This is a genomic window from Bradyrhizobium sp. BRP56 (assembly GCF_020194035.1).
Taxonomy (GTDB): Bacteria; Pseudomonadota; Alphaproteobacteria; order Rhizobiales; family Xanthobacteraceae; genus Bradyrhizobium; species Bradyrhizobium australafricanum.
Genome location: NZ_JADYVV010000050.1, coordinates 1 through 23,489, shown reverse-complemented (window position 1 = coordinate 23,489; position 23,489 = coordinate 1). Strand labels below are relative to the sequence as shown.

At 64.7% G+C, this 23,489-nt stretch carries 21 protein-coding genes and 1 other RNA gene; 10 read left to right on the top strand and 12 right to left on the bottom strand.

From position 1 onward, the window contains the following. The first annotated feature begins 71 nt into the window (after positions 1-71). The gene (locus I6F38_RS29410) at positions 72-299 is read left to right on the top strand and encodes a hypothetical protein (RefSeq protein ID WP_016840052.1); all 228 of its coding nucleotides are present in this window, start codon (positions 72-74) and stop codon (positions 297-299) included. Between the two features lie 80 nt (positions 300-379). Here I6F38_RS29410 and I6F38_RS29405 read toward each other — a convergent pair whose 3' ends face one another. Beyond that, entirely contained in the window at positions 380-1,615 is a 1,236-nt protein-coding gene (locus tag I6F38_RS29405; protein ID WP_225162868.1) for an RNA polymerase sigma factor, read from the bottom strand. 94 nt (positions 1,616-1,709) lie between these two features. Next, the gene (locus I6F38_RS29400) at positions 1,710-2,063 is read right to left on the bottom strand and encodes a YciI family protein (protein ID WP_057014988.1); all 354 of its coding nucleotides are present in this window, start codon (positions 2,061-2,063) and stop codon (positions 1,710-1,712) included. Positions 2,064-2,291: 228 nt separating this feature from the next. Here I6F38_RS29400 and I6F38_RS29395 point away from each other — a divergent pair, with 228 nt between their 5' ends. Both I6F38_RS29395 and I6F38_RS29390 read left to right on the top strand, forming a co-directional pair. Next, positions 2,292-2,447: a hypothetical protein gene (locus I6F38_RS29395; protein ID WP_225162843.1), complete on the top strand. Its 156-nt coding sequence runs from the start codon at positions 2,292-2,294 to the stop codon at positions 2,445-2,447. Between the two features lie 7 nt (positions 2,448-2,454). Beyond that, the gene (locus I6F38_RS29390) at positions 2,455-2,655 is read left to right on the top strand and encodes a hypothetical protein (protein WP_225162842.1); all 201 of its coding nucleotides are present in this window, start codon (positions 2,455-2,457) and stop codon (positions 2,653-2,655) included. 172 nt (positions 2,656-2,827) lie between these two features. Here the strand turns inward: I6F38_RS29390 and I6F38_RS29385 are convergent, their stop codons facing one another. Together I6F38_RS29385 and I6F38_RS29380 are read right to left on the bottom strand one after the other, a co-directional pair. Further along, on the bottom strand, positions 2,828-3,262 hold the full coding sequence (locus I6F38_RS29385) for a PAS domain-containing protein (protein WP_225162841.1): 435 nt from the start codon (positions 3,260-3,262) through the stop codon (positions 2,828-2,830). 105 nt (positions 3,263-3,367) lie between these two features. Further along, on the bottom strand, positions 3,368-4,267 hold the full coding sequence (locus I6F38_RS29380; RefSeq protein WP_168859073.1) for a LysR family transcriptional regulator: 900 nt from the start codon (positions 4,265-4,267) through the stop codon (positions 3,368-3,370). Positions 4,268-4,414: 147 nt separating this feature from the next. Between I6F38_RS29380 and rnpB the strand changes: the two genes are divergently transcribed. Further along, positions 4,415-4,829: RNase P RNA component class A (gene rnpB / locus I6F38_RS29375), an RNA gene on the top strand. 110 nt (positions 4,830-4,939) lie between these two features. On the opposite strand, the gene I6F38_RS29370 is transcribed toward rnpB, so the two are convergent. Together I6F38_RS29370 and I6F38_RS29365 are read right to left on the bottom strand one after the other, a co-directional pair. Continuing rightward, a complete protein-coding gene (locus I6F38_RS29370; RefSeq protein WP_225162840.1) occupies positions 4,940-6,391 on the bottom strand; it encodes a GntP family permease in 1,452 nt (483 codons plus the stop codon). Between the two features lie 4 nt (positions 6,392-6,395). Further along, positions 6,396-7,415 carry a patatin-like phospholipase family protein gene (locus tag I6F38_RS29365; protein WP_026193140.1) on the bottom strand — a complete coding sequence of 340 codons (1,020 nt, stop codon included), beginning with the start codon at positions 7,413-7,415 and terminating at the stop codon, positions 6,396-6,398. Between the two features lie 229 nt (positions 7,416-7,644). On the opposite strand from I6F38_RS29365, the gene I6F38_RS29360 reads away from it, so the two are divergent. Both I6F38_RS29360 and I6F38_RS29355 read left to right on the top strand, forming a co-directional pair. Further along, positions 7,645-7,824 (top strand): hypothetical protein, encoded by a 180-nt coding sequence (locus I6F38_RS29360; RefSeq protein WP_225162839.1) that lies wholly within the window; start codon positions 7,645-7,647, stop codon positions 7,822-7,824. 184 nt (positions 7,825-8,008) lie between these two features. Continuing rightward, entirely contained in the window at positions 8,009-8,536 is a 528-nt protein-coding gene (locus tag I6F38_RS29355; protein WP_225162838.1) for a hypothetical protein, read from the top strand. Positions 8,537-8,653: 117 nt separating this feature from the next. On the opposite strand, the gene I6F38_RS29350 is transcribed toward I6F38_RS29355, so the two are convergent. After that, entirely contained in the window at positions 8,654-8,794 is a 141-nt protein-coding gene (locus tag I6F38_RS29350; RefSeq protein ID WP_225162837.1) for a hypothetical protein, read from the bottom strand. On the opposite strand from I6F38_RS29350, the gene I6F38_RS29345 reads away from it, so the two are divergent. After that, on the top strand, positions 8,793-11,300 hold the full coding sequence (locus I6F38_RS29345) for an arylsulfatase (RefSeq protein WP_225162836.1): 2,508 nt from the start codon (positions 8,793-8,795) through the stop codon (positions 11,298-11,300). The genes I6F38_RS29350 and I6F38_RS29345 overlap by 2 nt on opposite strands. A gap of 132 nt (positions 11,301-11,432) precedes the next feature. Here the strand turns inward: I6F38_RS29345 and I6F38_RS29340 are convergent, their stop codons facing one another. Continuing rightward, entirely contained in the window at positions 11,433-12,149 is a 717-nt protein-coding gene (locus I6F38_RS29340; RefSeq protein ID WP_225162835.1) for an alpha/beta hydrolase, read from the bottom strand. Positions 12,150-12,354: 205 nt separating this feature from the next. On the opposite strand from I6F38_RS29340, the gene I6F38_RS29335 reads away from it, so the two are divergent. Further along, positions 12,355-13,098: a sulfite exporter TauE/SafE family protein gene (locus I6F38_RS29335; RefSeq protein ID WP_018273026.1), complete on the top strand. Its 744-nt coding sequence runs from the start codon at positions 12,355-12,357 to the stop codon at positions 13,096-13,098. Between the two features lie 64 nt (positions 13,099-13,162). Here the strand turns inward: I6F38_RS29335 and I6F38_RS29330 are convergent, their stop codons facing one another. The 3 genes from I6F38_RS29330 to I6F38_RS29320 all read right to left on the bottom strand — a co-directional run bounded on the left by I6F38_RS29330 (position 13,163) and on the right by I6F38_RS29320 (position 18,398). Further along, positions 13,163-14,962: an ABC transporter ATP-binding protein gene (locus I6F38_RS29330; protein WP_225162834.1), complete on the bottom strand. Its 1,800-nt coding sequence runs from the start codon at positions 14,960-14,962 to the stop codon at positions 13,163-13,165. Between the two features lie 512 nt (positions 14,963-15,474). Then, positions 15,475-17,064 carry a DHA2 family efflux MFS transporter permease subunit gene (locus I6F38_RS29325; protein ID WP_225162833.1) on the bottom strand — a complete coding sequence of 530 codons (1,590 nt, stop codon included), beginning with the start codon at positions 17,062-17,064 and terminating at the stop codon, positions 15,475-15,477. Between the two features lie 47 nt (positions 17,065-17,111). After that, positions 17,112-18,398: an HlyD family secretion protein gene (locus I6F38_RS29320; protein ID WP_225162832.1), complete on the bottom strand. Its 1,287-nt coding sequence runs from the start codon at positions 18,396-18,398 to the stop codon at positions 17,112-17,114. Between the two features lie 188 nt (positions 18,399-18,586). On the opposite strand from I6F38_RS29320, the gene I6F38_RS29315 reads away from it, so the two are divergent. Together I6F38_RS29315 and I6F38_RS29310 are read left to right on the top strand one after the other, a co-directional pair. Continuing rightward, positions 18,587-19,222, top strand: a complete 636-nt coding sequence (locus tag I6F38_RS29315; protein WP_225162831.1) for a TetR/AcrR family transcriptional regulator — start codon at positions 18,587-18,589, stop codon at positions 19,220-19,222. Positions 19,223-19,376: 154 nt separating this feature from the next. Continuing rightward, positions 19,377-20,219, top strand: coding sequence for a GNAT family N-acetyltransferase (locus I6F38_RS29310; RefSeq protein ID WP_225162830.1), 843 nt, complete (start codon positions 19,377-19,379; stop codon positions 20,217-20,219). A gap of 182 nt (positions 20,220-20,401) precedes the next feature. Here I6F38_RS29310 and I6F38_RS29305 read toward each other — a convergent pair whose 3' ends face one another. Beyond that, entirely contained in the window at positions 20,402-23,074 is a 2,673-nt protein-coding gene (locus I6F38_RS29305) for an alpha/beta hydrolase fold domain-containing protein (RefSeq protein WP_225162829.1), read from the bottom strand. Between the last annotated feature and the right edge of the window lie 415 nt (positions 23,075-23,489).

Here is a 23,489-nt window from a genome sequence, read left to right as displayed (position 1 = left end):
GTGCGTGCACATTGGAACTTTTCGGCATGAGCGGTCTTTGTAGGTGGGGCGGTCCGAGTGGAGATTCGTCCATGTTCAAAGCACTGATCGCAGGAGCCGCCGCCGTCGGCCTCATTGTCGCTCCGGCAGCCGCTGGCGCTATGTCGACCCAAAGCAAGACCATGTCGTCGACCCATCACAAGACCCAGAAGGTCCATCACGCGCAGAAGAAGATGGCACCCGGCACCACGACCGGCATGTCGAAGGGGACGACGACCGGGCAATCGAGCACCGGCGCCAAGGCAAAGACAGGGTACTGAGCACGCTCAACGCCTCACGGCGCGCTGACCATCGTGGATGAATGGCGCGCCGTCACTGGCCACGCACGAGATGGGGTGCGTCACCCCATCTCGGCAATCCGCCGTGCATAGAGCCGGCGCAGCGGTTCTAGCTGGGTCGCCGCGGTCGCGGCGAGATAGGCCTGCCGCGCTTCGTCCTTGCGGCCGAGGCGGCGCAGCAGGTCGGCGCGCACCGCGGGCAGCTGGTCATATCCCTTCAAAGTGCCTCGCGCATCCAGCGCATCGATCAGGTCGAGCGCGCGCGCCGGACCATCGACCATCGACACCGCGGCGGCGTGATTGAGCTCGATCACCGGCGACGGGCTGATGCGCAGCAGCACCTCGTAAAGACCGGCGATCTGCGGCCAATCGGTGTCCTTGTAACTCGGTGCCCGCGCGTGCAGCGCGGCGATCGCGGCCTGCACGGCGTAGGACTGCGGCCGGCCCGGCATCCGCAGTGCCTCCTCGACCAGTTCGAGGCCTTCGGCGATCTGCTGGAAATCCCACAGCGAACGATCCTGCTCCTCGAGCAGCACGATATCGCCGCCGGCGGTCTGGCGGCCGGCGCGACGCGCATCATGCAGCAGCATCAGCGCCAGCAGCCCCTTGATCTCGCCGCGCGCCGGTATCAGGGCATCGATCAGCCGCGCCAGCCGGATCGCCTCGCGCGCAAGATCGGGCCGCATCAGATCCTCGCCGGCGGTTGCCGCATAACCTTCGGTGAAGACGAGGTAGATCACCGCGAGCACGCCGGTGAGGCGCGGCTCCAGCGCTTCACGCTCCGGCACCTCATAGGGAATGCCGGCGAGTTTTATCTTTTGCTTGGCGCGCAAGAGGCGCTGCGCCATGGCGTCCTCGCTCACCAGGAAGGCGCGCGCGACCTGCACCGTCGTCAGCCCGCACACCGTGCGCAAGGTCAGCGCGACCTGGACCTCGGCGGCAAAGGACGGATGGCAGCAGGTGAAGATCAGCCGCAGCATGTCGTCGTCGAGCGTTGCATCGGCCGGCTCGGGCGAGGACTCCGCATCGAGCAGGATCTGATGCGTCAGTTCCTGCTGCTTGCCGCGAAACGTCGCCGCGCGGCGAACGCGGTCGATCGCCTTGTTGCGGCCGACATTGACCAGCCAGGCCCGCGGATTGGAGGGGAATTCGCCGATCGGCCAGCGCTGCAGCGCCACCGCAAAAGCATCCTGAAGCGCATCCTCGGCCAGGTCGAAATCGCCGACGAGACGGATCAGCGTTGCGAGCGCCCGCCCCGCCTCGTCGCGAAACACTTTTTCGATCTGGCTGGGGGTCATGGTCACACCGTCATTCCGGGGCGATGCGAAGCATCGAACCCGGAATCTCGTCGTTCCGGGTTCGCGCTTCGCGCGCCCCGGAACGACGAAACCATCACTTGTCGTAGATCATCACCGGCCTGACTTCGATCGAGCCGGTCTTGGCGCCGGGAATCCGCGCCGCGAGGCCGAGCGCCGTGTCGAGATCCTTGGCATCGACCAGATAATAGCCGCCGAGTTGTTCGCGGGTTTCCGCAAACGGCCCGTCGGTCGTCAGCGTCTTGCCGTCGCGCACCCGAACGGTGGTCGCGGTCGACACCGGCTGCAGCCCGTCACCCGCCTTGAAGTGTCCGCTCTGGATGATGGACTGGGTGTAGACGCCATATTCCGCCGACAGGGCCTTGCGGTCGTCGGCATTCATGCGGCCATATTCCGCGTCGCTCCGGTAGATCAGCAACAGATATTGCATCTTGAGAACTCCTCTTGATCGGCTGGATCGCCGACACCCAGTCGACCGGGCGACACGCAGGACGACATCGTCAGGATAAATTATTTTGGCCGCCCGGCGTGAATGTCTCACCGGCCCGGCGGGCCGCAGAGCCAGCTTATATCGGATAATCCGATAGTAATCGCCAACATTATTCGTTTGTTAAATTCATGGCAGCGCGTAGCCTTCGGATGCCCGGAGGACTTCGCCATGACACCACTGCCGCAGACAGCCACACGCCTTTCCCGGCTCCTGCTGTCGATGCTGTACCGAATCCTGCGCAACCGGATCGTGGCGAAACCGCGCCATCACGCCAGTCAGGTCGCCTCGAACATCGCCGCGGGCGGCAATCCGCTCGGCGTGTGAGGAGGCAATGCAACGGGGCATCACGCGCCTGAAGGCGCTGCGTCAGCTGATCGCCGACGAAGGGCTGACCATCGCGATCCTTGCGGCGGTCGCCGCAGCGACGGTGATCGCATTTGGTTTCGGTGCGGAAGCCGACATCGTGGCCTCGATGCTGATCATCGGCCTCGTGACCGCGCTCGCGGAAACCCGCCTGCGATCGGGAAAATAGCTCCAGCGGCCGTGACCGGCTCCGGAGGGGATGACCGAGAACCTGGCATTTGCCTGTAGCTTTATCCGCGTCACTGCGAGCGAAGCGAAGCAATCCATCTGTCCGCATGTGCGGAACGATGGATTGCTTCGTCGCTACCGCTCCTCGCAATGACGGCATGGCTTCACAGCCTTTACGACGATGTCCCGGCCTGCTGCGCGGCGCGGCGCCGCAACTCCTTGAGCTCCTCGAAACGCTTGGTCACGTCACGCATCACGGCGACGGTGCCGGCGACCTTGTGCGCCGCATCGTGCAGCATCACGATGGTGAATTCGACGGAGATGCGCGTCCCGTGCCTGGTCAGCGCCGGCACCGACAGCAGATCGCCCTGACCGTAGCGGCTCGTCCCGGTCGCCATCGTGTGCCGGAAGCCGGCCCAGTGACGCGCGCGCAGATTCTCCGGAATGATCAAATCGAGCGATTGCCCGATCGCCTCCTCGGCGCCGAAGCCGAACATCCTGACTGCACCGGGATTCCACAAGGTGATGCGGCCTTCGACATCGGTCGCAACGATCGCGTCGGAGGCGCCCTTGAGCAACGCGTCTCCCACTTCTGCCGCAATATCCATCGTTTGACCTCCTGCTGATCCCGATCCTGCTGTGAACGCGGACGTTTGCGCTGACAAGCGAAGAAAGCCGATGGAATCGATCGGAGATGCCGATAGCAATCGCGGTCAGCGCCGCCGCCGCGCGGCAGGCCTGGCCCGCGGCAGGTCCGCGCTCGCATTAACCTGCGACGCGGCAAGCCGATGCATGGTCTCGACCGCGCGCGCCAGATGATCGTCCTGGCTGTCAGCCGGATAGGCGACATAGGCGGGCATCGCAAAGCCAGGCGCACCGGCAACGGCGTGCAGCCGCCGCGCCTTCAGGAGCGGCTCGACGATACGACGCGCAAAGAATCCGGAGCCGCCATTCTCCAAAAGATGCTGCAATCCGAGCCAGCCGATATTCACCGTCAGCGCTGGGCCCGCGAAATTCGGAAACAGCGTGGCGTGACGCGCGTAGAATTCGGGTCCCCAATCGACATAAACATAGCCCGGCCCCGGCTCCGGCGCGCTCTTCGGATCGGTCGACACCAGGATGAGCTGCTCCTCGAACAGCTGCTCGACCTTGAGGCCGGGGCGGCTCTGTGGCGTGTACATCACGCCGATATCGATGCGTCCCTCGACCAGCCCCTGCATCAGCTCGGGCTCGAGCGCGCTCTCGGCGCGGATCGAGATGTCGGGATGCGCGCGCGTCATCAGCGGTAGCCAGCGCAGCAGATACTCTTCCCAAAGTCCGATGCGGCCGCCGACCACCAGCGTCGCGGAAAACCCCTTGGGGATTCCGACATCATGGCGCGCCTGCTCGACGGTGCGGACCAGCACCGAGGCGTGGCGCTGAAACTGCCGGCCGGCCGGCGTCAACGTGGTGCCGGCCTTGTTGCGCACGAACAGCACGCAGCCGAGCTGCTGCTCGAGCGTATGGATGCGGGTGCTGACGGTCGACTGGCTGACGTGCAGCCGCTCGGCCGCGGTGATGAAGTTGCCGGCGCTCACCACCGTCAGGAACGTCCGGGCCAGTTCGGTATCCATGGCGCGCCTCGACCTTTGGATCGATCAAATCGATATCAAAGGCCCTTCCTCCGCGAATGTCAAAATCGAGGGCCAGCCGGGCGCCAGGCCAAGGTTAACCATCGCAATCGCTTGACGCGAGCGGCCAAAGCCCGCATGCGTACGCCGTCAGTCGGCCGGACGGCCGCTCCCGCAAGCGCCGAAAGGCCGCGGGGGAGGAAAGTCCGGGCTCCATCGACATGCGGTGCCGGATAACATCCGGCGGGGGCGACCCCAGGGAAAGTGCCACAGAGAACGAACCGCTCCCTCCTCGGAGGAAGTAAGGGTGAAAAGGTGCGGTAAGAGCGCACCGCGTTTCCGGCAACGGAGACGGCATGGCAAACCACACCGGGAGCAAAACCGAATAGGGACGGCAACGCGGTTAGTTCGCGCACGCGCGATAACACCGCAGGGCGATGTCAGGCCCGCTGTCCGGGTAGGTTGCCCGAGGCAAGGTGCAAACCTTGTCCCAGAGGAATGGCCGTCGCGTACCATTCGCGAGAATGGTGCCCTACAGAACCCGGCTTACAGGCCGGCTGATATCTTGGAGTATGAGGGGCTCGGCGCGACACGCCGGGCCCCTCGCCATTTTCAGATCAGCATCGTTCCAGCTACGCGCGCCGGCGGGAAGTAGAGCCAACCCATCGTCTTGCGTCAGAACGACCCGAATGCGGTGCCGATCGCAATCACCGCTGCGAGAGCAATGACAGAACTCACAATGCCGACCATGACTATGTCGAGATAGCTATCGCGATGCTTGAGCCCACAGATCGCAAGCAGGCTAACGACAGCGCCGTTGTGAGGTAGAATGTCGAGCGTTCCAGAACCGATCACCGCGACGCGATGCAACAGGCCGGGGTCAATACCCGCCTCCGCGGCAAGATCCATATAGGTCCGTCCCAGCGCATCGAGCGCGATCGTCAAGCCGCCGGAAGCCGACCCCGTCAGCGCCGCAAGGATGTTCGTCGCGACCGCGAGCGACACCAATGGACCGCCTTCAATTCGCAACACCCAGTCCCGCACCACGCCGAAAGCGGGAAGCGAGGCGATAACGGCGCCGAATCCGACAAGGCTTGCGACGCTCAGCGCCGGCAGGACCGACGCGTTGGCACCGGCATCCATGGTTCGTCGCAGTGCGGGCAGCCGCGTCCAGTTGCAGAGGATGACCGTCACGATCGCTCCCGCCAACGCCACGACCACCGACCAGACACCGGCCACGGCAGCCAGCGATGTATTTCCCCACCGCTGGTCGGCCAGGAACGAGAAATCAAGCCGAGGCAGCACAACCAGCGACATCACCAGATTGACGGCGACGACGACGATCAGGGGAAGCAAGGCGTTGAAAATCGGGACGGCGGCGTCGCTGTGATATCCGTGACGGAGCTCCGCCGGGTCGAATTCCCGCGCCGTCGTAGCACGCTCGCGCAACAGCTCATCGTCGGCTGCATCCGCCGGAACCGGCGGCTCGTCGCCATACCCCTCTTTTGCGCGATGCGCTGCCTTCTCCGCGCGAAGAAGCCACCACAGCCCGACGCCCAGCATGATGATCGAGGCGACAACGCCGAGGCCCGGTGCGGCAAAGGGGGTCGTGCCGAAGAAAGGCATCGGTATCGCATTCTGTATCGACGGCGTGCCCGGCAGCGCCGACATGGTGAAGGTCGAAGTCCCGAGAATGACCGCCGCCGGCACCAGACGACGTGGAATCCCGGCCGAGCGAAACAGCGACTGCGCCATCGGAACGATGACAAAGAAAGCGACGAACAGGCTGACGCCGCCGTAGGTGACCAGTGCGCCTGCGAGCACGACCGCGAGGATGATCCGGCGTTCGCCCAGGCACCGGGAGATGAAGCCCGCGACCGCAGCGACCGCGCCGCTGTCATCCATGAGCTTTCCGAACACCGCGCCAAGCAGAAAAATAGGAAAGAACTGCGCGAGAAACTCCGACGCACTACCCATGAAGGTCTGCGTCCAGTTGGCAAGCAGCGGCTCGCCACCGAAGGCTGCGGCCACCAGCGCACAGAGCGGTGCGAGCAGCAGCACGCTCCAACCGCGGAAAGCGAGACAGACCAGCAGTCCAAGCCCGACGAGAATGCCGAGAAGACCCATCGTCTCAGCACTCCGCCAGCAGAATATCGAGATCCGCCGTCGAACGCTCACCGAGATCGGCGCCATGCGCGTCGAGGAATTCGCCGGCGGCTCGCCGCCCTTCCTCGTGCAGCTTCGCCACGAACGCCCATTCGGCATTGAGCTTGGATGACGAACCGAACGTCGCGAGCATGTCGCTCTTGATCCGGTGCGTCTTCATCTGCGCCCAGCGGGCGCCTTCCCCTGTGCCGGGGTCGGCGACCTGGCGAAGCAACGCGATCATCCGCAGCTCCTTTGCCAGCGGCGAGTTGAACGAGATCTCGTTAAGCCGGTTGAGAATGTCAGCGGCCGTGCGCGGCTGCTCCGGACGCTCGGTCGGGTTGATCTGGACGACGACGGTGTCGCGCGCGTCGGTCTCGCGAACGAGCGGCGTAATCGTGGGATTGCCCGCGTAGCCGCCGTCCCAATAGGGCTCGCCATCGATCTCGATCGCACGAAACATCGTTGGCAGGCAAGCCGACGCAAGCAGGACATCAGCGGTAATCTCCGCGTTGCGAAAAATCCGTCCGCGTCCCGTACGCACGCGCGTGGCGGTGATGAAGAGTTTGATCGGCGCGCGTGCAAGACGCTCGAAATCGATACTGTCGTTCAATATGTCGCGTAGCGGATTGAAGCCAAGCGGATTGAGGTCGTACGGTGAAAGCATCCGCGACATCAAATCGGTGAAGAGATAGGCCGGGGAGCTGTCAAGCGACCAGCGTCCCATCAGGCGGTCGAGCGGCGACCGTTGCAACGGACTGAATGCGGCGGCGCGCGAGACGCTTCGCCAATATTTTTCAAGCGCTTCGCGTGCACCGGCGGCGCCGCCCGCGGTCCAGCCGTCCGCCAGCACGGCTGCGTTCATCGCTCCGGCCGATGTCCCGGATATGCCCGCAATCTGAAACCATGGTTCTTCGAGAAGCCGATCCAGGACACCCCACGTGAACGCACCGTGCGATCCCCCACCTTGAAGCGCCAGGTCTACGAGCACGGGGCTGCGGTTCATGAATCCATGCTCACCAGCACGCGAGGCGTTCATTATGTCGCAGTTTAACCGAACATGCGAGACAAAGTTGCGGTCGCTGCCCAATTCCGACGGCGAACTTCGAACGATATTATCTCAACTCGAAGCGAAGCGAACCGATCGCTTCAGTGCCGCCACAGGCCACGTTTCTTAAAAAGGCGACATCCATAGGGTGGCGGGCGTAGAGTGTGCCCCTCGCGGAGGATCGCAGATGGACCTTCAGAAGATCATGGCGAAGGCAAGAGACATCGCCAGGAGAAGCGGCACGATCACGACCGAGCAACTCAACGGGATGTGCCCCAACAATATGGAGCCCGAAGATATCGCGGCTCTCTTTACGGCTCTGCGGACTGAGGGGATTCGTCTCAAGGACGACGAAGCAGAAAAGTAGGAGCCCAAAGTAGGAGCCACTGTGCTTTGACGCTGTAGCAAGACAATCGATCACTGCGATCGAAGCGCTGGCCGAGTTTGGATCGTGGCAGATTGGCCATCCGGCGGCATTGCAGCTATGATCCGCTGGAGCTGGACGTGTCCTTCTGCCCCAAGATTCAAGAAGATCAAGAGGAGGAATAGGAATGTCGGTCGCCTGCAAGTTCGAACGCAGCATCCTCAGCCACGAAGAATATGAAGCAATCCGCCTGACGCATCATCCCGCCATCTACAGCGTCGAGGTGAGCGAGCTCGAGGCCATGCGACCCCGCTTGCGCAAGATGCGCGACAAGGAGCGAACGGTCGGCCGACAAAAGCAGCGAGAGAGCCGCGGAAAGGCCGAGGCTCGCGGCACGAGCTTTCCGGGAACCGCCAAGCATGCGTCAGAGCGTAAGCAGGTCTTCGCAGCGGCGCTGAAACGGGTCAACACGGAGCTGAGGCGTCAGCACAATTTGGCAGCCCGGACCGCACATGTCGAAGCTGCGCGAAAGGCCCTCGCACTGCACCGGGCCGCGAACTTCACGACTCGTCCCCCGGCTGGAGCCACCGCGGGCGAAGGCATGGCGTCGAAGCCAAGCGAACGCCGACGAAAGATCATTGCAGGCGCAAAGATCGGACGCGTATCGCAGGCGACAAAGGTCGCTCAAGCCGTCCGCGACGCGCGCGGTGCATGATCCCGGACAAACAAGCGGCTGATTGATTCCGGCGTGGCATCGGCATCCCGCGGCATACGCCAGCCGTCGCGGTTGCGCGCGGCCTCCCGCATGCTGAAGCGGACAGCGCGCGGCGTTTCAGCGGGATTGGTCAACGCCGCTGACCTGGTCGGGATCGCTCCAATCTTCGCCCGCGCTTTCCGGCTTGATGTACATCAATGTCGCGACCGCCATGACAGGTGACGCTGCCCATATTTTTTGAATTGGGAGCGTCGCCATGCATTGCCCCAAAGCTGTGTCAGCTCTTACCCTTGGATTGCTCATCTCCACTTCGGCGCTCGCCCAGCAAGGCACCGGTTCACCCGGCTCGCCCAGCGCCACGACAGCGATCGACGGAAGGCAGCTTCCGCCACCCGATCCCAAGTTCGGCGGCATCATCAAGGACGGCGCCCTGCAGTCGAAGCCGTGGTGGCCGTCGCGTATCGTCCCGCCCAAGGACGCACCGAACGTGCTCCTGATCATCACCGACGACGCCGGCTTCGGCGTGCCGAGCACCTTTGGCGGCGTCATCCCGACGCCGGCGATGGACCGCATCGCCAATGACGGCCTGCGCTACAACCGCGTCTTCTCCACCGCGCTTTGCTCACCGACCCGCGCCGCGCTGATCACCGGGCGCAATCACCATTCGGCTGGCTTCGGCGTGGTCTCCGAGCAGTCGACCGGCTTCCCGGGCTACAACAGCATTATCGGCAAGGATAAAGCCACAATCGGTCGGATCCTGCTCGACAACGGCTACGGCACTTCGTGGTTCGGCAAGGAGCACAACACGCCAGCCTTTGCCGCGAGCCAGGTCGGGCCGTTCGACCAATGGCCGGTCGGCATGGGCTTCGAGTATTTCTATGGCTTCGTCGGCGGCGACGCCAACCAGTGGGAGCCCAACCTCTTCCGCAACACGACGCAGATTTATCCGTTCCAGGGCAAGCCGCCCGGCACCTGGAACCTGGTCACCGCGATGGCCGACGACGCCATCGATTGGATGACGCGGATGCACCAGACCGATCCGTCGAAACCGCTCTTCATCAAATACGCGCCCGGCGCCACCCACGCGCCGCATCACCCCACCAAGGAGTGGGTCGACAAGATCAGCGCGATGCATCTGTTCGACGATGGCTACGAGAAGCTGCGCGAGCGCATCCTCGAGAACCAGAAGCGTCTCGGCGTCGTTCCCAAGAACACCAGGCTCGCACCATGGCCCAAGGAGATGCTGAAGCCGTGGGACCAGTTGAGCCCCGTGGAGAAGAAGCTCTTCATCCGCCAGGTCGAGGTCTTTGCCGCCTACGCCGCCTACAGCGACCACGAGATTGGCCGCGTGATCCAGCAAGTCCAGGATCTCGGCCGGCTCGACAATACGCTCGTCATCTACATCAACGGCGACAACGGCACCAGCGCCGAAGGCGGACCGCTCGGCACGCCGAACGAGGTTGCGTTCTTCAACGGCCTGAACGAGCTGCCGGCAGACGTGCAGATGAAGTTCTACGACGTCTGGGGCACTGAACAGACCTACAACCACATGTCCGCCGGCTGGTCGTGGGCATTCGACACCCCGTTCGACTGGTTCAAGCAGAACGCGTCCAGGCTCGGCGGCATCAACCAGAACATGGTTGTGTCGTGGCCGGCACGCATCAAGGACAAGGGAGCCTTGCGCGAGCAGTTCGTGCATGTGATCGACGTCGTCCCCACGATCCTCGAGGCGGCCGGCATCCGCGCGCCCGAGATCGTCGACGGCATCAAGCAGGCACCGATCGAAGGCACGAGCTTCGCCTACACTTTCGACGCGGCGAACGCGAAGACCGCCTCGCGCCACAAGACCCAGTACTTCGAGATGTTCGGCCAATGGGCTCTCTATGACGACGGCTGGATGCTCTCCACCAAAGTCAACCGCGCGCCCTGGCAGACGTTCGGCCCGGCGAACCCGGACCCGCTCAACCATCAGGTCTTCCAGCTCTACAACCTGAACAACGACTTCAGCCAGACCGAGGACATCGCGGCGCAGAACCCGCAGAAGGTCAAGGCGATGCGGCAGAAGTTCGTTTCCGAAGCCAGGAAGTATCAAGTCTTCCCGCTTGATGCTTCCGTCGCGGCCCGCATCGTGGCGCCGCGCCCGAACATCACCGCCGGCCGCAAGGAGTTCGTGTACACGCGGCCGATGACGGGATTGCCGCAGGGGGATTCGCCCGCGCTGCTCAATACCTCGTACACGATCACCGCGGACATTGATGTGCCGCAGGGTGGCGCCGAAGGCATGATCTTGACTTCGGGAGGCCGCTTCGCCGGCTATGGCTTCTACCTGCTGCAGGGCAAACCGGTCTTCCTCTGGAACATGGTCGATCTCGAACGCATCAGGTGGGAGGGCCCTGATGCGCTGTCGCCGGGCCGGCACACGGTCGAGTTCGATTTCAAATACGACGGCATTGGTGCCGGCACGCTCGCGTACAACGATTTCAGCGGCCTCGCTCAGCCCGGCACCGGCACGCTGAAGGTCGACGGCAAGGCGGTTGCCAGCCAGAAGATGGAGAAGACGCTGCCGATGATCCTCCAGTGGGACGAGAGCTTCGACATCGGCTCCGACACGCTCACGGGTGTGAACGATGCAGACTATAAGCCTCCATTCCCGTTGACGGCCAAGCTCAACAAACTCACGATCAAGGTCGACCGGCCGCAACTCACGCCCGCGGACATCAAAAAACTGCAGGCGGCGATGCAGGAAAAGGCCAGCGCCGACTGATCGCAGGGCATACGTGCGGGCCGCGCCACATGACGGAGAGCCCGCACCTGCTGTCCACGGCGCGGCGGCGTTTTCGAGAGCAATGCGCCGCGAAGCTCGGGATGCCGGGTGCGATGGTTGGCATCGCCCCGGCTAGGCGGCAATCTCCATGAGCATCGCCATCAGCGCCTCCGGCGCGGTGACGTTCGGCGAATGGCTGGCGTCGATCTCGAAATAGCGCCAGCCGGCTTCGTTCCTGATGCGCCGGGCGAACTGGCCGAACGTGTCGGCCTGCGTGGTGCGGGTGGCGTAGATGTAGCTGCGCGGCAGGCTGCTCTCGCCGTGCTTCAACTTCAATTTCTGCTCGAAGCATTTGATCGGCATATCGACGCGCCGCGCGCTCAGCCATGCGACGTCTGCGGGCGACGTGTCCGGCGGCAGCGGCATCGGCGGAATACGCCAGCCGTCGCCGTCGCTCGCGAACTCACGCATGGTCTCGATGGCCGATTCGTTGAGATCGAACAGCGACTGGCCGTCGCGCGGCACGAAGGCGTCGATATAGATCATCTGCGCGATGCGCTCGCGCACCCGGTCGGCGACGCCGGTCGCGACCATGCCGCCATAGGAGTGCCCGATCAGCACGATGTCGTGCAGGTCCTCGTAACTGATGACGCTGAGCACATCCTGGATATGCGCCTCGAGGTCGAGTCCTTGATGCGCAAGATGCGCGCGCTCGCCAAGCCCGGTGTAGCTCGGCGTGACCAGGCGGTGCCCGGCGGCTTGCATCAGCGGATGCATCTTCTTCCATGCCCAGCCTGCCGACCAGGCGCCGTGACAGACCAGAAAGGTTTTTTGCGAATTCGCAGTCATGGGATGCTTCCGTTCCGATTGTCGTTGATGAGCCGCGATTTTGAATAGTACCTGCGAGACGCGTTGTGTAAACGTGGCGCCAAACATCACCGTCATTCCGGGGCGATGCGCCAGCATCGAACCCTAATGCGCAACTGCGCATTGTGGAATCTCGAGATTCCGGGTCTGGTCCTTCGGACCATCCCGGAATGACGAAGGAGAAAAAATGACCCCGGCAAGCTATGCGATCCTGTTCTTCGGCGCGCTTGCCGGCGGTTTCGTCTCCGGCCTTGCCGGCTTCGGCACCGCGCTGATGGCGCTCGGCATCTGGCTCTATGTGCTGCCGCCGACACTCGCGGTGCCGCTGGTGCTGGTCTGCTCGGTCATCGCGCAACTCTCGACCTTGCCCTCGATCTGGAAGAGCATCGATTTCCGCCTGGTCTGGCCGTTCGTCATCGCAGGCCTCGCCGGCGTGCCGATCGGCATCCTGCTGATCGCGCGGGCCGACCCCGAGGTCTTCAAGCTGACCATCGGCGTCTTCCTGCTGGTGTTTCCGACCGCGTTGTTCCTGCAGCGCAAGCCGATGTCGATCGCCTTCGGCGGCAAATGGGCCGACGGCGCGATCGGATTTGCCGGCGGCATTCTCGGCGGCCTCGCCGGATTGTCCGGCCCGCTGCCGATCCTGTGGGCCAGCGTGCGCGGCTGGGGCAAGCAGCAGCGCCGCGGCGTGTTCCAGATCTTCAACTTCACGATCCTGGCGGCCGCGCTTTGCGTGCAGATCGCAAGCGGCCTGGTGAAGCCCGAGCTGATCTGGCTGGTGGCATGCGCGTTTCCGGGGACGCTGCTCGGCGCCTGGCTCGGCGCGCGGCTCTATCACGCGCTCAGCGACCGCAATTTTTCCGACGTCGTGCTGCTGCTGCTGTTCCTGTCCGGCGTCGCGCTGGTGTGGAACGGGCTGGCGCCGAAATAGCGCTGACCGTGCGAGAGCGCCGGTTCTGATCCAATCAGAACCGACGCTCCAGCCACGCGCCATCTCACTCCGCCGCAGCCTGGCCGAATTCGGTCGCCTGACGCTCGAACAGGCCGCGATAGATGCCGCCGGGACGCGCGGCCAGCACCTCATGCGTGCCCTGCTCGACGATCTCGCCGCGGTCGAACACCAGGATGCGATCCATGCTGCGCACGGTCGACAGCCGGTGCGCGATCACGATCGAGGTGCGGCCCTTCATCAGCCGTTCCATCGCCTGCTGGATCAGCGCCTCGGATTCCGAATCGAGGCTCGAGGTCGCCTCGTCCAGGATCAGGATCGGCGCATCGGCCAGGAAGGCGCGCGCCAGCGCCACGCGCTGCCGCTCGCCGCCCGACAGCTTGACGCCGCGCTCGCCCACCAGCGTGCCGTAACCCTTCGGCAGCCGCATGATGAAGTCGTGCGCATTGGCAAGCCGCGCCGCCTGCTCGATCGCCTCCATGCCGGCGCCCGGCCGGCCATAGGCGATGTTCTCCGCCAGCGTGCGGTGGAACAGGATCGGCTCCTGCTGCACGATCGCGATCTGGCTGCGCAGCGATTGCTGCGTCGCCCTGGCGATGTCCTGATCGTCGATCAGGATCCGGCCGCCGGAGACGTCGTAGAGCCGCTGCACCAGCTTGACGAAGGTCGTCTTGCCGGAGCCGGAGCGCCCGACCAGGCCGACCCGCTCGCCGGCATCGATGTCGACCGACAGCCCGTCATAGAGCGGCCGGCGATGGCCGCCATAGTGAAACGTGACGTCGTCGAACACGATGCGGCCGCCCTGGATGTCGATCGTCCCAGCATCATCCGCATCGACGATGCCAAGCGGCTCGCCATGGATCTGCACCAGTTCCTCCATGTCGTTCACCGAACGCTGCAGGTTGTTGATGTGCATGCCGACATCGCGCAGATAGGCGTGGATGATGTAGTAGCTGGTCAGCACATAGGTGACGTCGCCCGGCGTGGCGCGGCCCTGCGCCCACAGCAGGATCGCACCGCCGATCACCGAGGCGCGGAAGCACAGCAGCACCACGAGCTGCGCCGTCGAAGTATGGTTGTAGCGGAACCAGGTCCGCCGCACCCGCCGGCGCCAGTGGCTGATGACGCCGTCGAGCCGCATGTCCTCGCGCGTCTCCGCGCCGAACGACTTCACCACCGCGTTGCAGGTCAAGGCGTCGGCCAGCGTGCCGCCGACCTTGGTGTCCCACGCATTGGAAACGCGCGCGGCAGGCGCGACGTAACGCACCTGGAACACCATGGTCATCGCGACATAGATCACCGAGCCGACCGCGATCACCGCGCCGAGCTGCGGCCAATGCACGCCGAGCAGGATCATCGAACCGAGCAGCACCACGACCGACGGCAGCAGCGCCATCAGGATGGTGTCGTTCAGCAAATCGAGCGCCCACATGCCGCGCGTGATCTTGCGCACGGTGGAGCCCGCGAACGAATTGGCGTGCCAGTCGGTCGAGAAGCGCTGCACCCGCATGAAGGCCTGCTGCCCGACATCGGACATCGTCTTCAGCGTGAACGGCACGATGGTCTGGATGCCGACCAGCCGCAGCACCAGCGACAGCGCGCCAAGGCCGACGATGGCGCCGAACGCCAGCATCGCCGCACGGCGCGCGGCCGCATCGGTGGCGCCCGCGGTCAGCGCGTCGACCAGATGGCCGGAAAACACCGGCATGAACAGGTCGGCCGCGGTTGCGCCGAGGAATCCCGCCGTCACTGCGGAGGCACGGAGCGGCTGTTCCAGCCAATGGCGGAAGACAAAGGGAAGCACGATCCGGATTGCGGCCGGCCGCTTGGTCGTCAGAGAGGTCATGGCACATTCCGGCCACGCCTTTGCAGCGCGTGCCGGCTCCATCTGAGGCGACGTGCGGGCAGAATCCGACCGCGAGCGCCGCTGGAAATTGTCGATAGCGTATTGGGAAGTTTTGCTGATCGGGGATCAGGCCCGATCAACGTCGGGAGCTAACGCTTAAACGCGTCCAGCACCGTCGAACGCGGGCGCGCGATCTGCGAAATAAGCGACTTCATGCGCATCTCCCCGGTTCGAGTAAGGAAGCGCTGCTTATAAATGCATCACGCGCGATTGGCAAGGTAACATCGGCGTGAGTGCGTCAATGTGTCGGCGATATCAGCTATTCACGCGACCGGGCGCAGCCCGCGCGCCGATGCGATGCACTCAGCCCGGCGACAACGGCACACTTTCGTAGTCCGTAGCCCGGATGAGCGAAGCGATATCCGGGGCCGCGTCACGTTCAGTGATGAACTGCTGAGATCGGCCCGCATATCGCTTCGCTCATGCGGGCTATGAAGAACAAATGACACCACCTAATGCGCATCGCCGCCGCTCGCGGTCATCGACGGCGGCTTGTTGACGAACAGCACCAGAAGGCTGAGCGCGACATAGAACAGCGACAGCATGAAGAAGGCGTCGCCATAGCCCATCACCGCGGCCTGGCGGTGCACGATCTGCGAGAGCTGCTTCATCGCCATGACGGCGGAATCGCCCATGCCCTGCATGCGCTGGGTGAACATGTTGAGGGTCTCGACCGCGGTGGTGTTGCCCCAGGTCACGCGGTCATGCAGTCGCGAGATGTGCAGATCGGTGCGGTCGTTGAGCACCTCGTTGATGACGGCGAGACCCACCGCGCCGCCGAGGTTGCGCATCAGGTTGAACAGGCCGGAGGCGTTCTTGACGCGATCCTGCGGCAACGTCGCGAGCGCGATGTTGTTGGTCGGCACCATCGCGCACATCATACCGATGCCGCGCAGGATCTGCGGCAGCAGCAGCTCGTAGAAATCATAGTCGCGGGTGATCCAGGTCATCTGCCAGGAGCCGAGCGCGAAGGTCACGAGGCCGAAGGCGATGATGTAGCGCAAATCGACCTTCTGCATCAGCCGCCCGACCACCGGCGCCATCAAGAACATGGTGACGCCGGAGACGAACATGGTCTCGCCGATCATCAGCGCGCTGTAGCCGCGAACCTCCGCGAGATAGCGCGGATAGACGTAAGTCAGGCCATAGAGCCCGATGCCGATGCAGAACTGCAGCACGCAGCCGACCGCGAAGTTGCGGTTACTGAAGGCGTAGAGATCGACGATCGGCTCCTCCGCGGTCAAGACGCGCCAGAAGAACGCGACCGCCGAGACGAAGCCGATCGCGGCGCAGACCGCGACCGAGGTGTCCTGCAGCCACTCATATTGCGGACCCTCCTCCAGCACATATTCGAGCGAGCCGAGGAAACCGGCCATGAAGATCAGGCCCCACCAGTCGAAGCGCTCGAGCAGCGCGAAGTTCGGCTGGTCGAAATCGACCAGCGCCAGCACGCCTGCCGTGATGATGACGCCAGGCACGATGTTGATGAAGAACAGCCAGTGCCACGACATCAGGTCGGTGATGTAGCCGCCGACCGTCGGTCCAACCGTCGGCGCCAGCGTCGCGACGAGGCCGATGATCGGTGCCACGATGTGGAACTTGGTGCGCGGGAAGATCGTGTAGGCCGAGGCGAACACCGTCGGGATCATGCCGGCGCCGAGAAAGCCCTGCAGCGCGCGCCACAGGATCATCTGCTCGATCGAGGAGGCGAAGCCGCACAGCAGGCTCGAGGCGGTGAAGCCGAACGCCGAGATCGCAAACAACAGCCTTGTGCCGAGCGCGCGCGACAGGAATCCGGACAAGGGAATCGCGATCACTTCGGCGATCAGATAGGCGGTCTGCACCCACGACACTTCGGTCGAAGAGGCCGACAGGCCGGCCTGGATCTCGGACAGCGAGGCCGAGACGATCTGGATGTCCAGGATCGACATGAACATGCCGAACACCATGATAATGAAGGCAACCAGCCGCTTCGGCTGGATGCGCTCGGACTCCGAGGCGCCGGTCATCATCGAGGGTGAAGCAGTGGTCGTATCAGCCATGGGCTCATCGGCTCCGAGCCTCGGACTCTGTCCGAAGCTTCAAGACATCACTGCGGATGGATCATCATCGGTGCGTCGAGATCGGTTTCGGCGTCGGCATCGGCCGCGCCCTCGCGGGTGTCGACGGTGGTGTAGACCGACATGCCGGCGCGCAGGAGGCCCTGCCTGGCGACGCTGGCAGGCACGCGGATGCGGACAGGCAGGCGCTGCACGATCTTGGTGAAGTTGCCGGTGGCGTTGTCGGGCGGCAGCAGCGTGAACACCGAGCCCGCCGCCGGCGAAATGCTGTCGACGAGGCCGGTGAACTTGCGGAAGCCGTAGGCGTCGACCTTGATCGTCACCCGCTGCCCGGTGCGGATGCGCTTGAGCTGGGTCTCTTTATAGTTGGCATCGATGTAGACGCCGTCGAGCGGCACCACATTGCCGAGCCGCTGACCGACATTGATGTAGTCACCGGTGTTGACCAGGCGGTTGGAGAAGGTGCCGTCGACCGGCGCGCGGACGTTGGTGAATTCGAGATCGCGCTCGGCCTTGGCGAGCTGGGTCTGCAATTCGGCGAGCTGGGCGCGGGCCTCGGCCTGCTGCGCCTTGGTCACCTCGACATTGTCCTTGGCGGCATCATAGGCCGCCTGCGCGGATCGCACGCTGGCCGCGCCCTGATCGCGGCCGGCCTCCGAGACTTCGAAGGTGGCGCGCGAGGCAAAACCCTTGGTGCTGAGCGCCTGCTGCCGATCGAAATCGAGATCGGCGCGCTTCAGACCGGCCTGGGCGGACACGAGCTGGGCCTGCGCCTGCTCGACCGAGCTCGCCGCCGCGGCAACCTGGCGGCCGATGCGCTCGATCGTCGCCTGCTGGGTCGCGATCCGGGTGCGGGCGGCGTCAACCGCGATACGGTAGTCGCCGTCATCAATCCGGAAGATCACGTCGCCTGCGCGCACCAGCGCGTTGTCGCCGGGCAGGATCGCCGCGATATGGCCCGCGACGCGCGCGCCGAGCATGGAGTTGTTGGCGCGGACATAGGCATCGTCGGTCGAGACGTAGAAGCGCCCGACCATCAGGTAATAGGCGGCATAGCCCGCCGCGGCGAGCGCGAGCAGGCCGACCACGCCCATCATCACGAATTTGCGCTTGCCGGATTTCGGCGCCGGCGCCGCAACGGACGAAGCCGCCGGCTGCTCGGGTGCAGACGCGGGCGGCGCCTCCGCGGGACGCTTGGCTTCATCAGCACGGCCCTGCTCGCCGAGATCGGCGGATGCATCGCGCGCGATCGCGTCCTCGGCCATCTCAGGCTCGGAACGAACAATGCGTGCAGCCTGATCCCGTGCTGCGGCCATGGCCGAGGCTCCCCACAAAAATCTTGACGCGCGCGATGGCGGAATAAGGGCCGTGCGGCGCATCGTCACTCCCAAGATACCATTGACCGAACGGTTCGGTCAATATACATTCCCGTCCGCTAGATTATAAAGCTTCGATTCTTCCCTTTCCTACTTTGGGTTGAGTTTCTTCCCGAGAAGCTAAATCAATGGTTGCAGCGCCCCGAGCCTCCCTCCAGTCCGTCGGCGAGGAGGAATCGTCGAAACGCCGCCAGATCCTGGACGGCGCCCGTAAGGTATTCCTGGAGCTCGGCTTTGACGGCGCGAGCATGGGCGAGATCGCGCGCGCCGCCGGCGTCTCCAAGGGCACGCTCTACGTCTATTTCCCCGACAAGGCCGGGCTGTTCGCGGCGATCGTCGAGGAAGAGAAGCTCGAGCAGGGCAAGGTCGCCTTCAATTTCGATCCGGCGCGCGACGTCGACACCACCCTCCCCGAATTCGGCCGCGCCTATGTCGCGGTGTTGTGCCGGCCCGGCGGCGGCTCGGCGATCCGCACCGTGATGGCGATCGCCGAGCGGATGCCCGAGCTCGGCAGCCGGTTCTACACCCACGTCATCGCCCACACCGTCGACCGCTTCGCCGCCTATCTCGAGGCACGCGCCGCGCTCGGCGAGCTCGTGATCGACGACTACCAGCTCGCGGCCTGGCAATTCATGCAGATGTGCCAGGCGACGCTGTTCCAGGCATTCATCTTCCAGGCCAGGCCATCGCCCTCGCCGGAGCGGATCGCAACCGTCGTCGACAGCGCAACGCGCGTGTTCTTCGCTGCGTACCGGCCGAAGTAGCCTAACTGCTCTCTCTTCGTCATTGCGAGCGAAGCGAAGCAATCCAGCTTCTTAGTCGCGGCCCGATGGATTGCTTCGCTTCGCTCGCAATGACGAGGAGACATCGGCGCGCTACGATGGCTACTCCGACACCAATTCGAGGTAGTCATCGACCATGAACGACCTCACCATCCGACAGATGCAGCCGGACGAGATCGCGCTCGCGGTGGATTGGGCCGCGGCGGAGGGATGGAATCCCGGTCTCGCCGATGCGCCCTGCTTTGCCGCCGAGGACCCGCAGGGCTTCTTCATCGGCGAGCTCGATGGCGAGCCGGCCGCGGTGATCTCCTGCGTCAATTACGGCGCGCAATTTGCCTTCCTCGGCTTCTACATCGTGCGTCCGGATCTGCGCGGCCGCGGCCATGGCCTGAAGATCTGGAATGCGGCCATCGCGCATGCGCGCCCGCGCGTGATCGGGCTCGATGGCGTGGTGGCGCAGCAGGCGAACTACCAGAAGTCCGGCTTCGCGCTCGCTTACGCCAATGTGCGCTATGGCGGCACTGTCGCCGCACCATACGCGCCGAGCGACGGCACCGTCGCGCTGACCGATCTGCCGATGGCGCTGATCGAGGCCGATGACGCCACGGTGTTTCCCGCACCGCGGCCGGCATTCCTGCGCGCCTGGATCAACACGTCAGGACATGTCGGGCGCGCGCTGATGCGCGACGGCAGGCTGGCCGGCTGGGGCGTGATCCGCCCGTGCCGGACCGGCCGCAAGATCGGTCCGCTCGTTGCCGATGACCGTGCCGGCGCCGAGGCCGTTGTCGCCGCATTGCTCGCGAGCGCGGGCAGCGGCGAGGTCTTCCTCGATGTCCCCGCGGTCAACCGCGACGCCGTCGCGCTGGCGCAAGGCCTCGGGCTGTCACCGGTGTTCGAGACCGCGCGGATGTATACCGGCACGATCCCGCCACTCCGGATCGATCGCGTGTTCGGCGTCACGACGTTCGAGCTCGGTTAGCGCGAGATATTTCGGGATATTAGAAATATATCCGCGAGTTGCCCGACGTGTCAAGTGGCTAGGTCGAACGCCTGCCACCGCCGGCTCCTTTGCATGGGGTTGTTTTCGATATTTTCGCAACGCGCCTCCCCCGCAAGTGCCCGCAAGCGGGAGAGGGAGCGCGGCTGCAATTCAAACCCGAGCTAGTTCGCCGCCGCGTTGACCTCCGGCGTAGCGACGTTGTCCTGCTCGACCTCCTCGGGCAGGCCGGCGAAGCGCCGCAGCGCCTTCGCCATCTTCACGCGGCCGGCAACGCCGGTGATGATGACGTCGACCATCACGAACGACGAGTGGAAGTGGCCCTGCGCCTTGAGCTGCTCGACCTTGACGCCGGCCTTGGCGAGTGCGTCGCCATAGGCGATGCCCTCGTCGCGCAACGGATCGAACTCGCTGGTCGCGATGAACGCCGGCGGCAGGCCCTCGAGCTTGCCGCGCAGCGGCGCGACGCGCGGGTCGGTGCGGTCGCCCGGCGAGCAGTACAGGTCCCAGAACCAGTACATCAGCCCGCGGGTCAGGAAATAGCCGGTCGCGTTGTCGACATAGGACGGCCGGTCGAATGTGGAATCGGTGACCGGACAGATCAGTAGCTGGCCCGCGATCTCAGGCCCGCCGCGATCGCGCGCGAGCTGGCAGGTGACGGCCGCGATGTTGCCGCCGGCGCTCCAGCCCGCGACCAGCAGCGGCCCTGCCCTGCCGCCGAGCTCGGCGCTATGGGCCGCGATCCAGCGCGTCGCGGCAAAACCGTCCTCGGCCGCGGCCGGGAAGCGATGCTCGGGCGCATGGCGATAGCCGACGCTGACGATGATCATGCCGGTGCGCCGGCACAGGTCGCGGCAGAACGGATCGTCCGACATCTCGTCGCCGAGCACCCAGCCGCCGCCGTGGAAATACACCACGATCGGATGCGGCCCCGGCGTCGCCGGCCGGTACAGCTTGTACGGCAGCGGACCGTCCGCGCCCTGCAGCATGCCGCTGCCGACCTCGCCGACCGGGCGGCCAAAGGGACGCCCCTTGTTGAATTCGGTGAGGAAGTCGCGCGCGCCCTGCGCCCCCATCGTCTCGAGCGGCGGCAGGTTCATCTCGCCGAGCAGGTTCAGCACCAGCCGCACATCCGGCTGCAGGCGCACGATCTCGCCGTCATTGCATTGCTCGGCAACGCCGGGACCCGTGAGCTTGAAGCCGAGCATGCCGCGGCCGACCACCTCGTTGCAGATGCTGCGATACGGACCGACGCCGCCTGTATAAGGCATCACGCCCTGCGGCTTGCCGGGCACGTTGGCGCCCGTGTACCAGGTGTTGGCGAGCCGGTGCAGCGTCAGCGTCGCGCAATCGGCCATGTGCCGTTCCCAGCCGGCCTGCGCGGTCTCGGTCGCTTCCATCGTGGTGAAGCCGGCGTCGCGCAGCGCGGCGATCCGCTCCACCACCCAATCGACATGCTGCTCGATCGAGACAGCCATGTTCGACAGCACCGACGGGCTGCCGGGGCCGGTGATCATGAACAGATTGGGGAAGCCCGCGACGGTGACGCCGAGATAGGTCTGCGGTCCGTGCGCCCAGACATCGGACAGCGACTTGCCGCCGCGGCCAGAGATCGGATGCACCGCCATGATCGCCCCGGTCATCGCGTCGAAGCCGGTGGCGAACACAATGACGTCGACGTCGAACTTGCGTCCGTTGGTGAAGATGCCGCTGGTGGTGATCCCCTTGATCGGCTCCTGCCGCAGATTCACCAGCGTCACGTTGGGACGGTTGTAGGTCGCGTAGTAATTGGTATCGAGGCAGGGACGCTTGGCGCCGAACGGATGATCGTGCGGGGCCAGCGCCGCCGCCGTCTCCGGATCCTTGACCACGGCGCCGATCTTCTCGCGGATCAGGTCGGCGACCAGTCTGTTGCCGTCGACATCGACCGCCTGGTCAGCCCAGAGCTGGGTCAGGATGTGGACGAGGTCGCCCGCCGCCCACGCCTTCTCGAACCGCTCGCGGCGCTCGGCGTCGCTCAATTGCCAGCTCACCACGGTCTGCTGCGGATAGGGCACGCCGGCCATCGACCAGCGCGCCTGGTCGCGATAGGCAGCACGATCGCTCTCGAAATAGGTCTTGCGATCATCCGGCGCCGGGCCGTTGCCCGCAGGCAGCGCGAAGTTCGGCGTGCGCTGGAACACGGTGAGCTGCGCGGCCTGTTCAGCGATGATCGGTATGGACTGGATGCCCGACGATCCGGTGCCGATCACGGCAACGCGCTTGCCCTTGAGATCGACGCCCTGATGCGGCCAGCGGCCGGTGAAATAGATCTCGCCCTTGAAGTCCTTGACGCCGTCGATCTCCGGGGGCTTCGGCGAGGACAGGCAGCCGGTCGCCATGATGTAGTAGCGGCACGAGACGTTGGCGCCGTTGTTGGTCGAGATCTGCCAGCGCGAGGTCGCATCATTCCAGGTCGCCTGTGTGACCTTGGTGCCGAACCTGATGTCGCGACGCAGATCGTAACGGTCGGCGACGAAGCCGAGATAGCGCAGGATTTCCGGCTGGGTCGCGTATTTCTCCGACCAGGTCCAGGCCTGATCGAGCTCGGGGTCGAAGGTGTAGCTGTAGTCGATGGTCTGGATGTCGCAGCGCGCGCCGGGATAACGGTTCCAGTACCAGGTGCCGCCGACATCGGCGCCCTCTTCAAGCGCGATCGCCGAGAAGCCCGCCTTGCGCAACCGATGCAGCAGGTAAAGTCCGGCGAAGCCGGCGCCGACCACCGCAACGTCGACCTGCTGCGTGGTTCCGCTCTGCGTGGAGTCTGAAGCGCGTGCTGCAACTGCTGCGTCTGGCATGCCATTCCTCCGTATGTTTTGATTTGACGGAAGGCTAGCCCTGCGCCTTCAGTTTGTCATCACGACAAACGCAATCAGAGGTCGCCGCAATTGTGACGCCCGCGGCCTGGAGCGCGCCGCACAGCGCGTAGACGCAAGTGGTGACGTAAGTTGTGGCGACGCAACGGGTACGAACGGCGCCGCACACTTTGATGTCGTCCCGGCGAAAGCCGGGACCCATACTCCGCGGCGGATGCTGTGGACGGGACTCGTCGTTCCATCGACGCGCAACGATAACCGTCGGTGGTAATGGGTCCCTGTGTCTTGGAAGTCTGTCAGGATGAGGGTGGGCGGGAAGCCGTTGGGTCCTTGGCGCTTGACGCCGTGAGCCGGCTCGGTCTCCCGCCCGTTCCATCTATCAACCTGAACAGTTGCA

Excerpts from the sequence above, each read along its gene's own strand:
- I6F38_RS29410 (WP_016840052.1), top strand. The coding sequence starts at position 72 with ATGTTCAAAGCACTGATCGCAGGAGCCGCCGCCGTCGGCCTCATTGTC.
- I6F38_RS29400 (WP_057014988.1), bottom strand. The coding sequence starts at position 2,063 with ATGCAATATCTGTTGCTGATCTACCGGAGCGACGCGGAATATGGCCGC.
- I6F38_RS29370 (WP_225162840.1), bottom strand. The coding sequence starts at position 6,391 with ATGGGTCTTCTCGGCATTCTCGTCGGGCTTGGACTGCTGGTCTGTCTC.
- I6F38_RS29355 (WP_225162838.1), top strand. The coding sequence starts at position 8,009 with ATGTCGGTCGCCTGCAAGTTCGAACGCAGCATCCTCAGCCACGAAGAA.
- I6F38_RS29395 (WP_225162843.1), top strand. The coding sequence starts at position 2,292 with ATGACACCACTGCCGCAGACAGCCACACGCCTTTCCCGGCTCCTGCTG.
- I6F38_RS29320 (WP_225162832.1), bottom strand. The coding sequence starts at position 18,398 with ATGGCCGCAGCACGGGATCAGGCTGCACGCATTGTTCGTTCCGAGCCT.
- I6F38_RS29345 (WP_225162836.1), top strand. The coding sequence starts at position 8,793 with ATGCATTGCCCCAAAGCTGTGTCAGCTCTTACCCTTGGATTGCTCATC.
- I6F38_RS29335 (WP_018273026.1), top strand. The coding sequence starts at position 12,355 with ATGACCCCGGCAAGCTATGCGATCCTGTTCTTCGGCGCGCTTGCCGGC.
- I6F38_RS29390 (WP_225162842.1), top strand. The coding sequence starts at position 2,455 with ATGCAACGGGGCATCACGCGCCTGAAGGCGCTGCGTCAGCTGATCGCC.
- I6F38_RS29365 (WP_026193140.1), bottom strand. The coding sequence starts at position 7,415 with ATGAACCGCAGCCCCGTGCTCGTAGACCTGGCGCTTCAAGGTGGGGGA.
- I6F38_RS29340 (WP_225162835.1), bottom strand. The coding sequence starts at position 12,149 with ATGACTGCGAATTCGCAAAAAACCTTTCTGGTCTGTCACGGCGCCTGG.
- I6F38_RS29360 (WP_225162839.1), top strand. The coding sequence starts at position 7,645 with ATGGACCTTCAGAAGATCATGGCGAAGGCAAGAGACATCGCCAGGAGA.
- I6F38_RS29330 (WP_225162834.1), bottom strand. The coding sequence starts at position 14,962 with ATGACCTCTCTGACGACCAAGCGGCCGGCCGCAATCCGGATCGTGCTT.
- I6F38_RS29350 (WP_225162837.1), bottom strand. The coding sequence starts at position 8,794 with ATGGCGACGCTCCCAATTCAAAAAATATGGGCAGCGTCACCTGTCATG.
- I6F38_RS29305 (WP_225162829.1), bottom strand. The coding sequence starts at position 23,074 with ATGCCAGACGCAGCAGTTGCAGCACGCGCTTCAGACTCCACGCAGAGC.
- I6F38_RS29310 (WP_225162830.1), top strand. The coding sequence starts at position 19,377 with ATGAACGACCTCACCATCCGACAGATGCAGCCGGACGAGATCGCGCTC.
- I6F38_RS29385 (WP_225162841.1), bottom strand. The coding sequence starts at position 3,262 with ATGGATATTGCGGCAGAAGTGGGAGACGCGTTGCTCAAGGGCGCCTCC.
- I6F38_RS29405 (WP_225162868.1), bottom strand. The coding sequence starts at position 1,615 with ATGACCCCCAGCCAGATCGAAAAAGTGTTTCGCGACGAGGCGGGGCGG.
- I6F38_RS29380 (WP_168859073.1), bottom strand. The coding sequence starts at position 4,267 with ATGGATACCGAACTGGCCCGGACGTTCCTGACGGTGGTGAGCGCCGGC.
- I6F38_RS29325 (WP_225162833.1), bottom strand. The coding sequence starts at position 17,064 with ATGGCTGATACGACCACTGCTTCACCCTCGATGATGACCGGCGCCTCG.
- I6F38_RS29315 (WP_225162831.1), top strand. The coding sequence starts at position 18,587 with ATGGTTGCAGCGCCCCGAGCCTCCCTCCAGTCCGTCGGCGAGGAGGAA.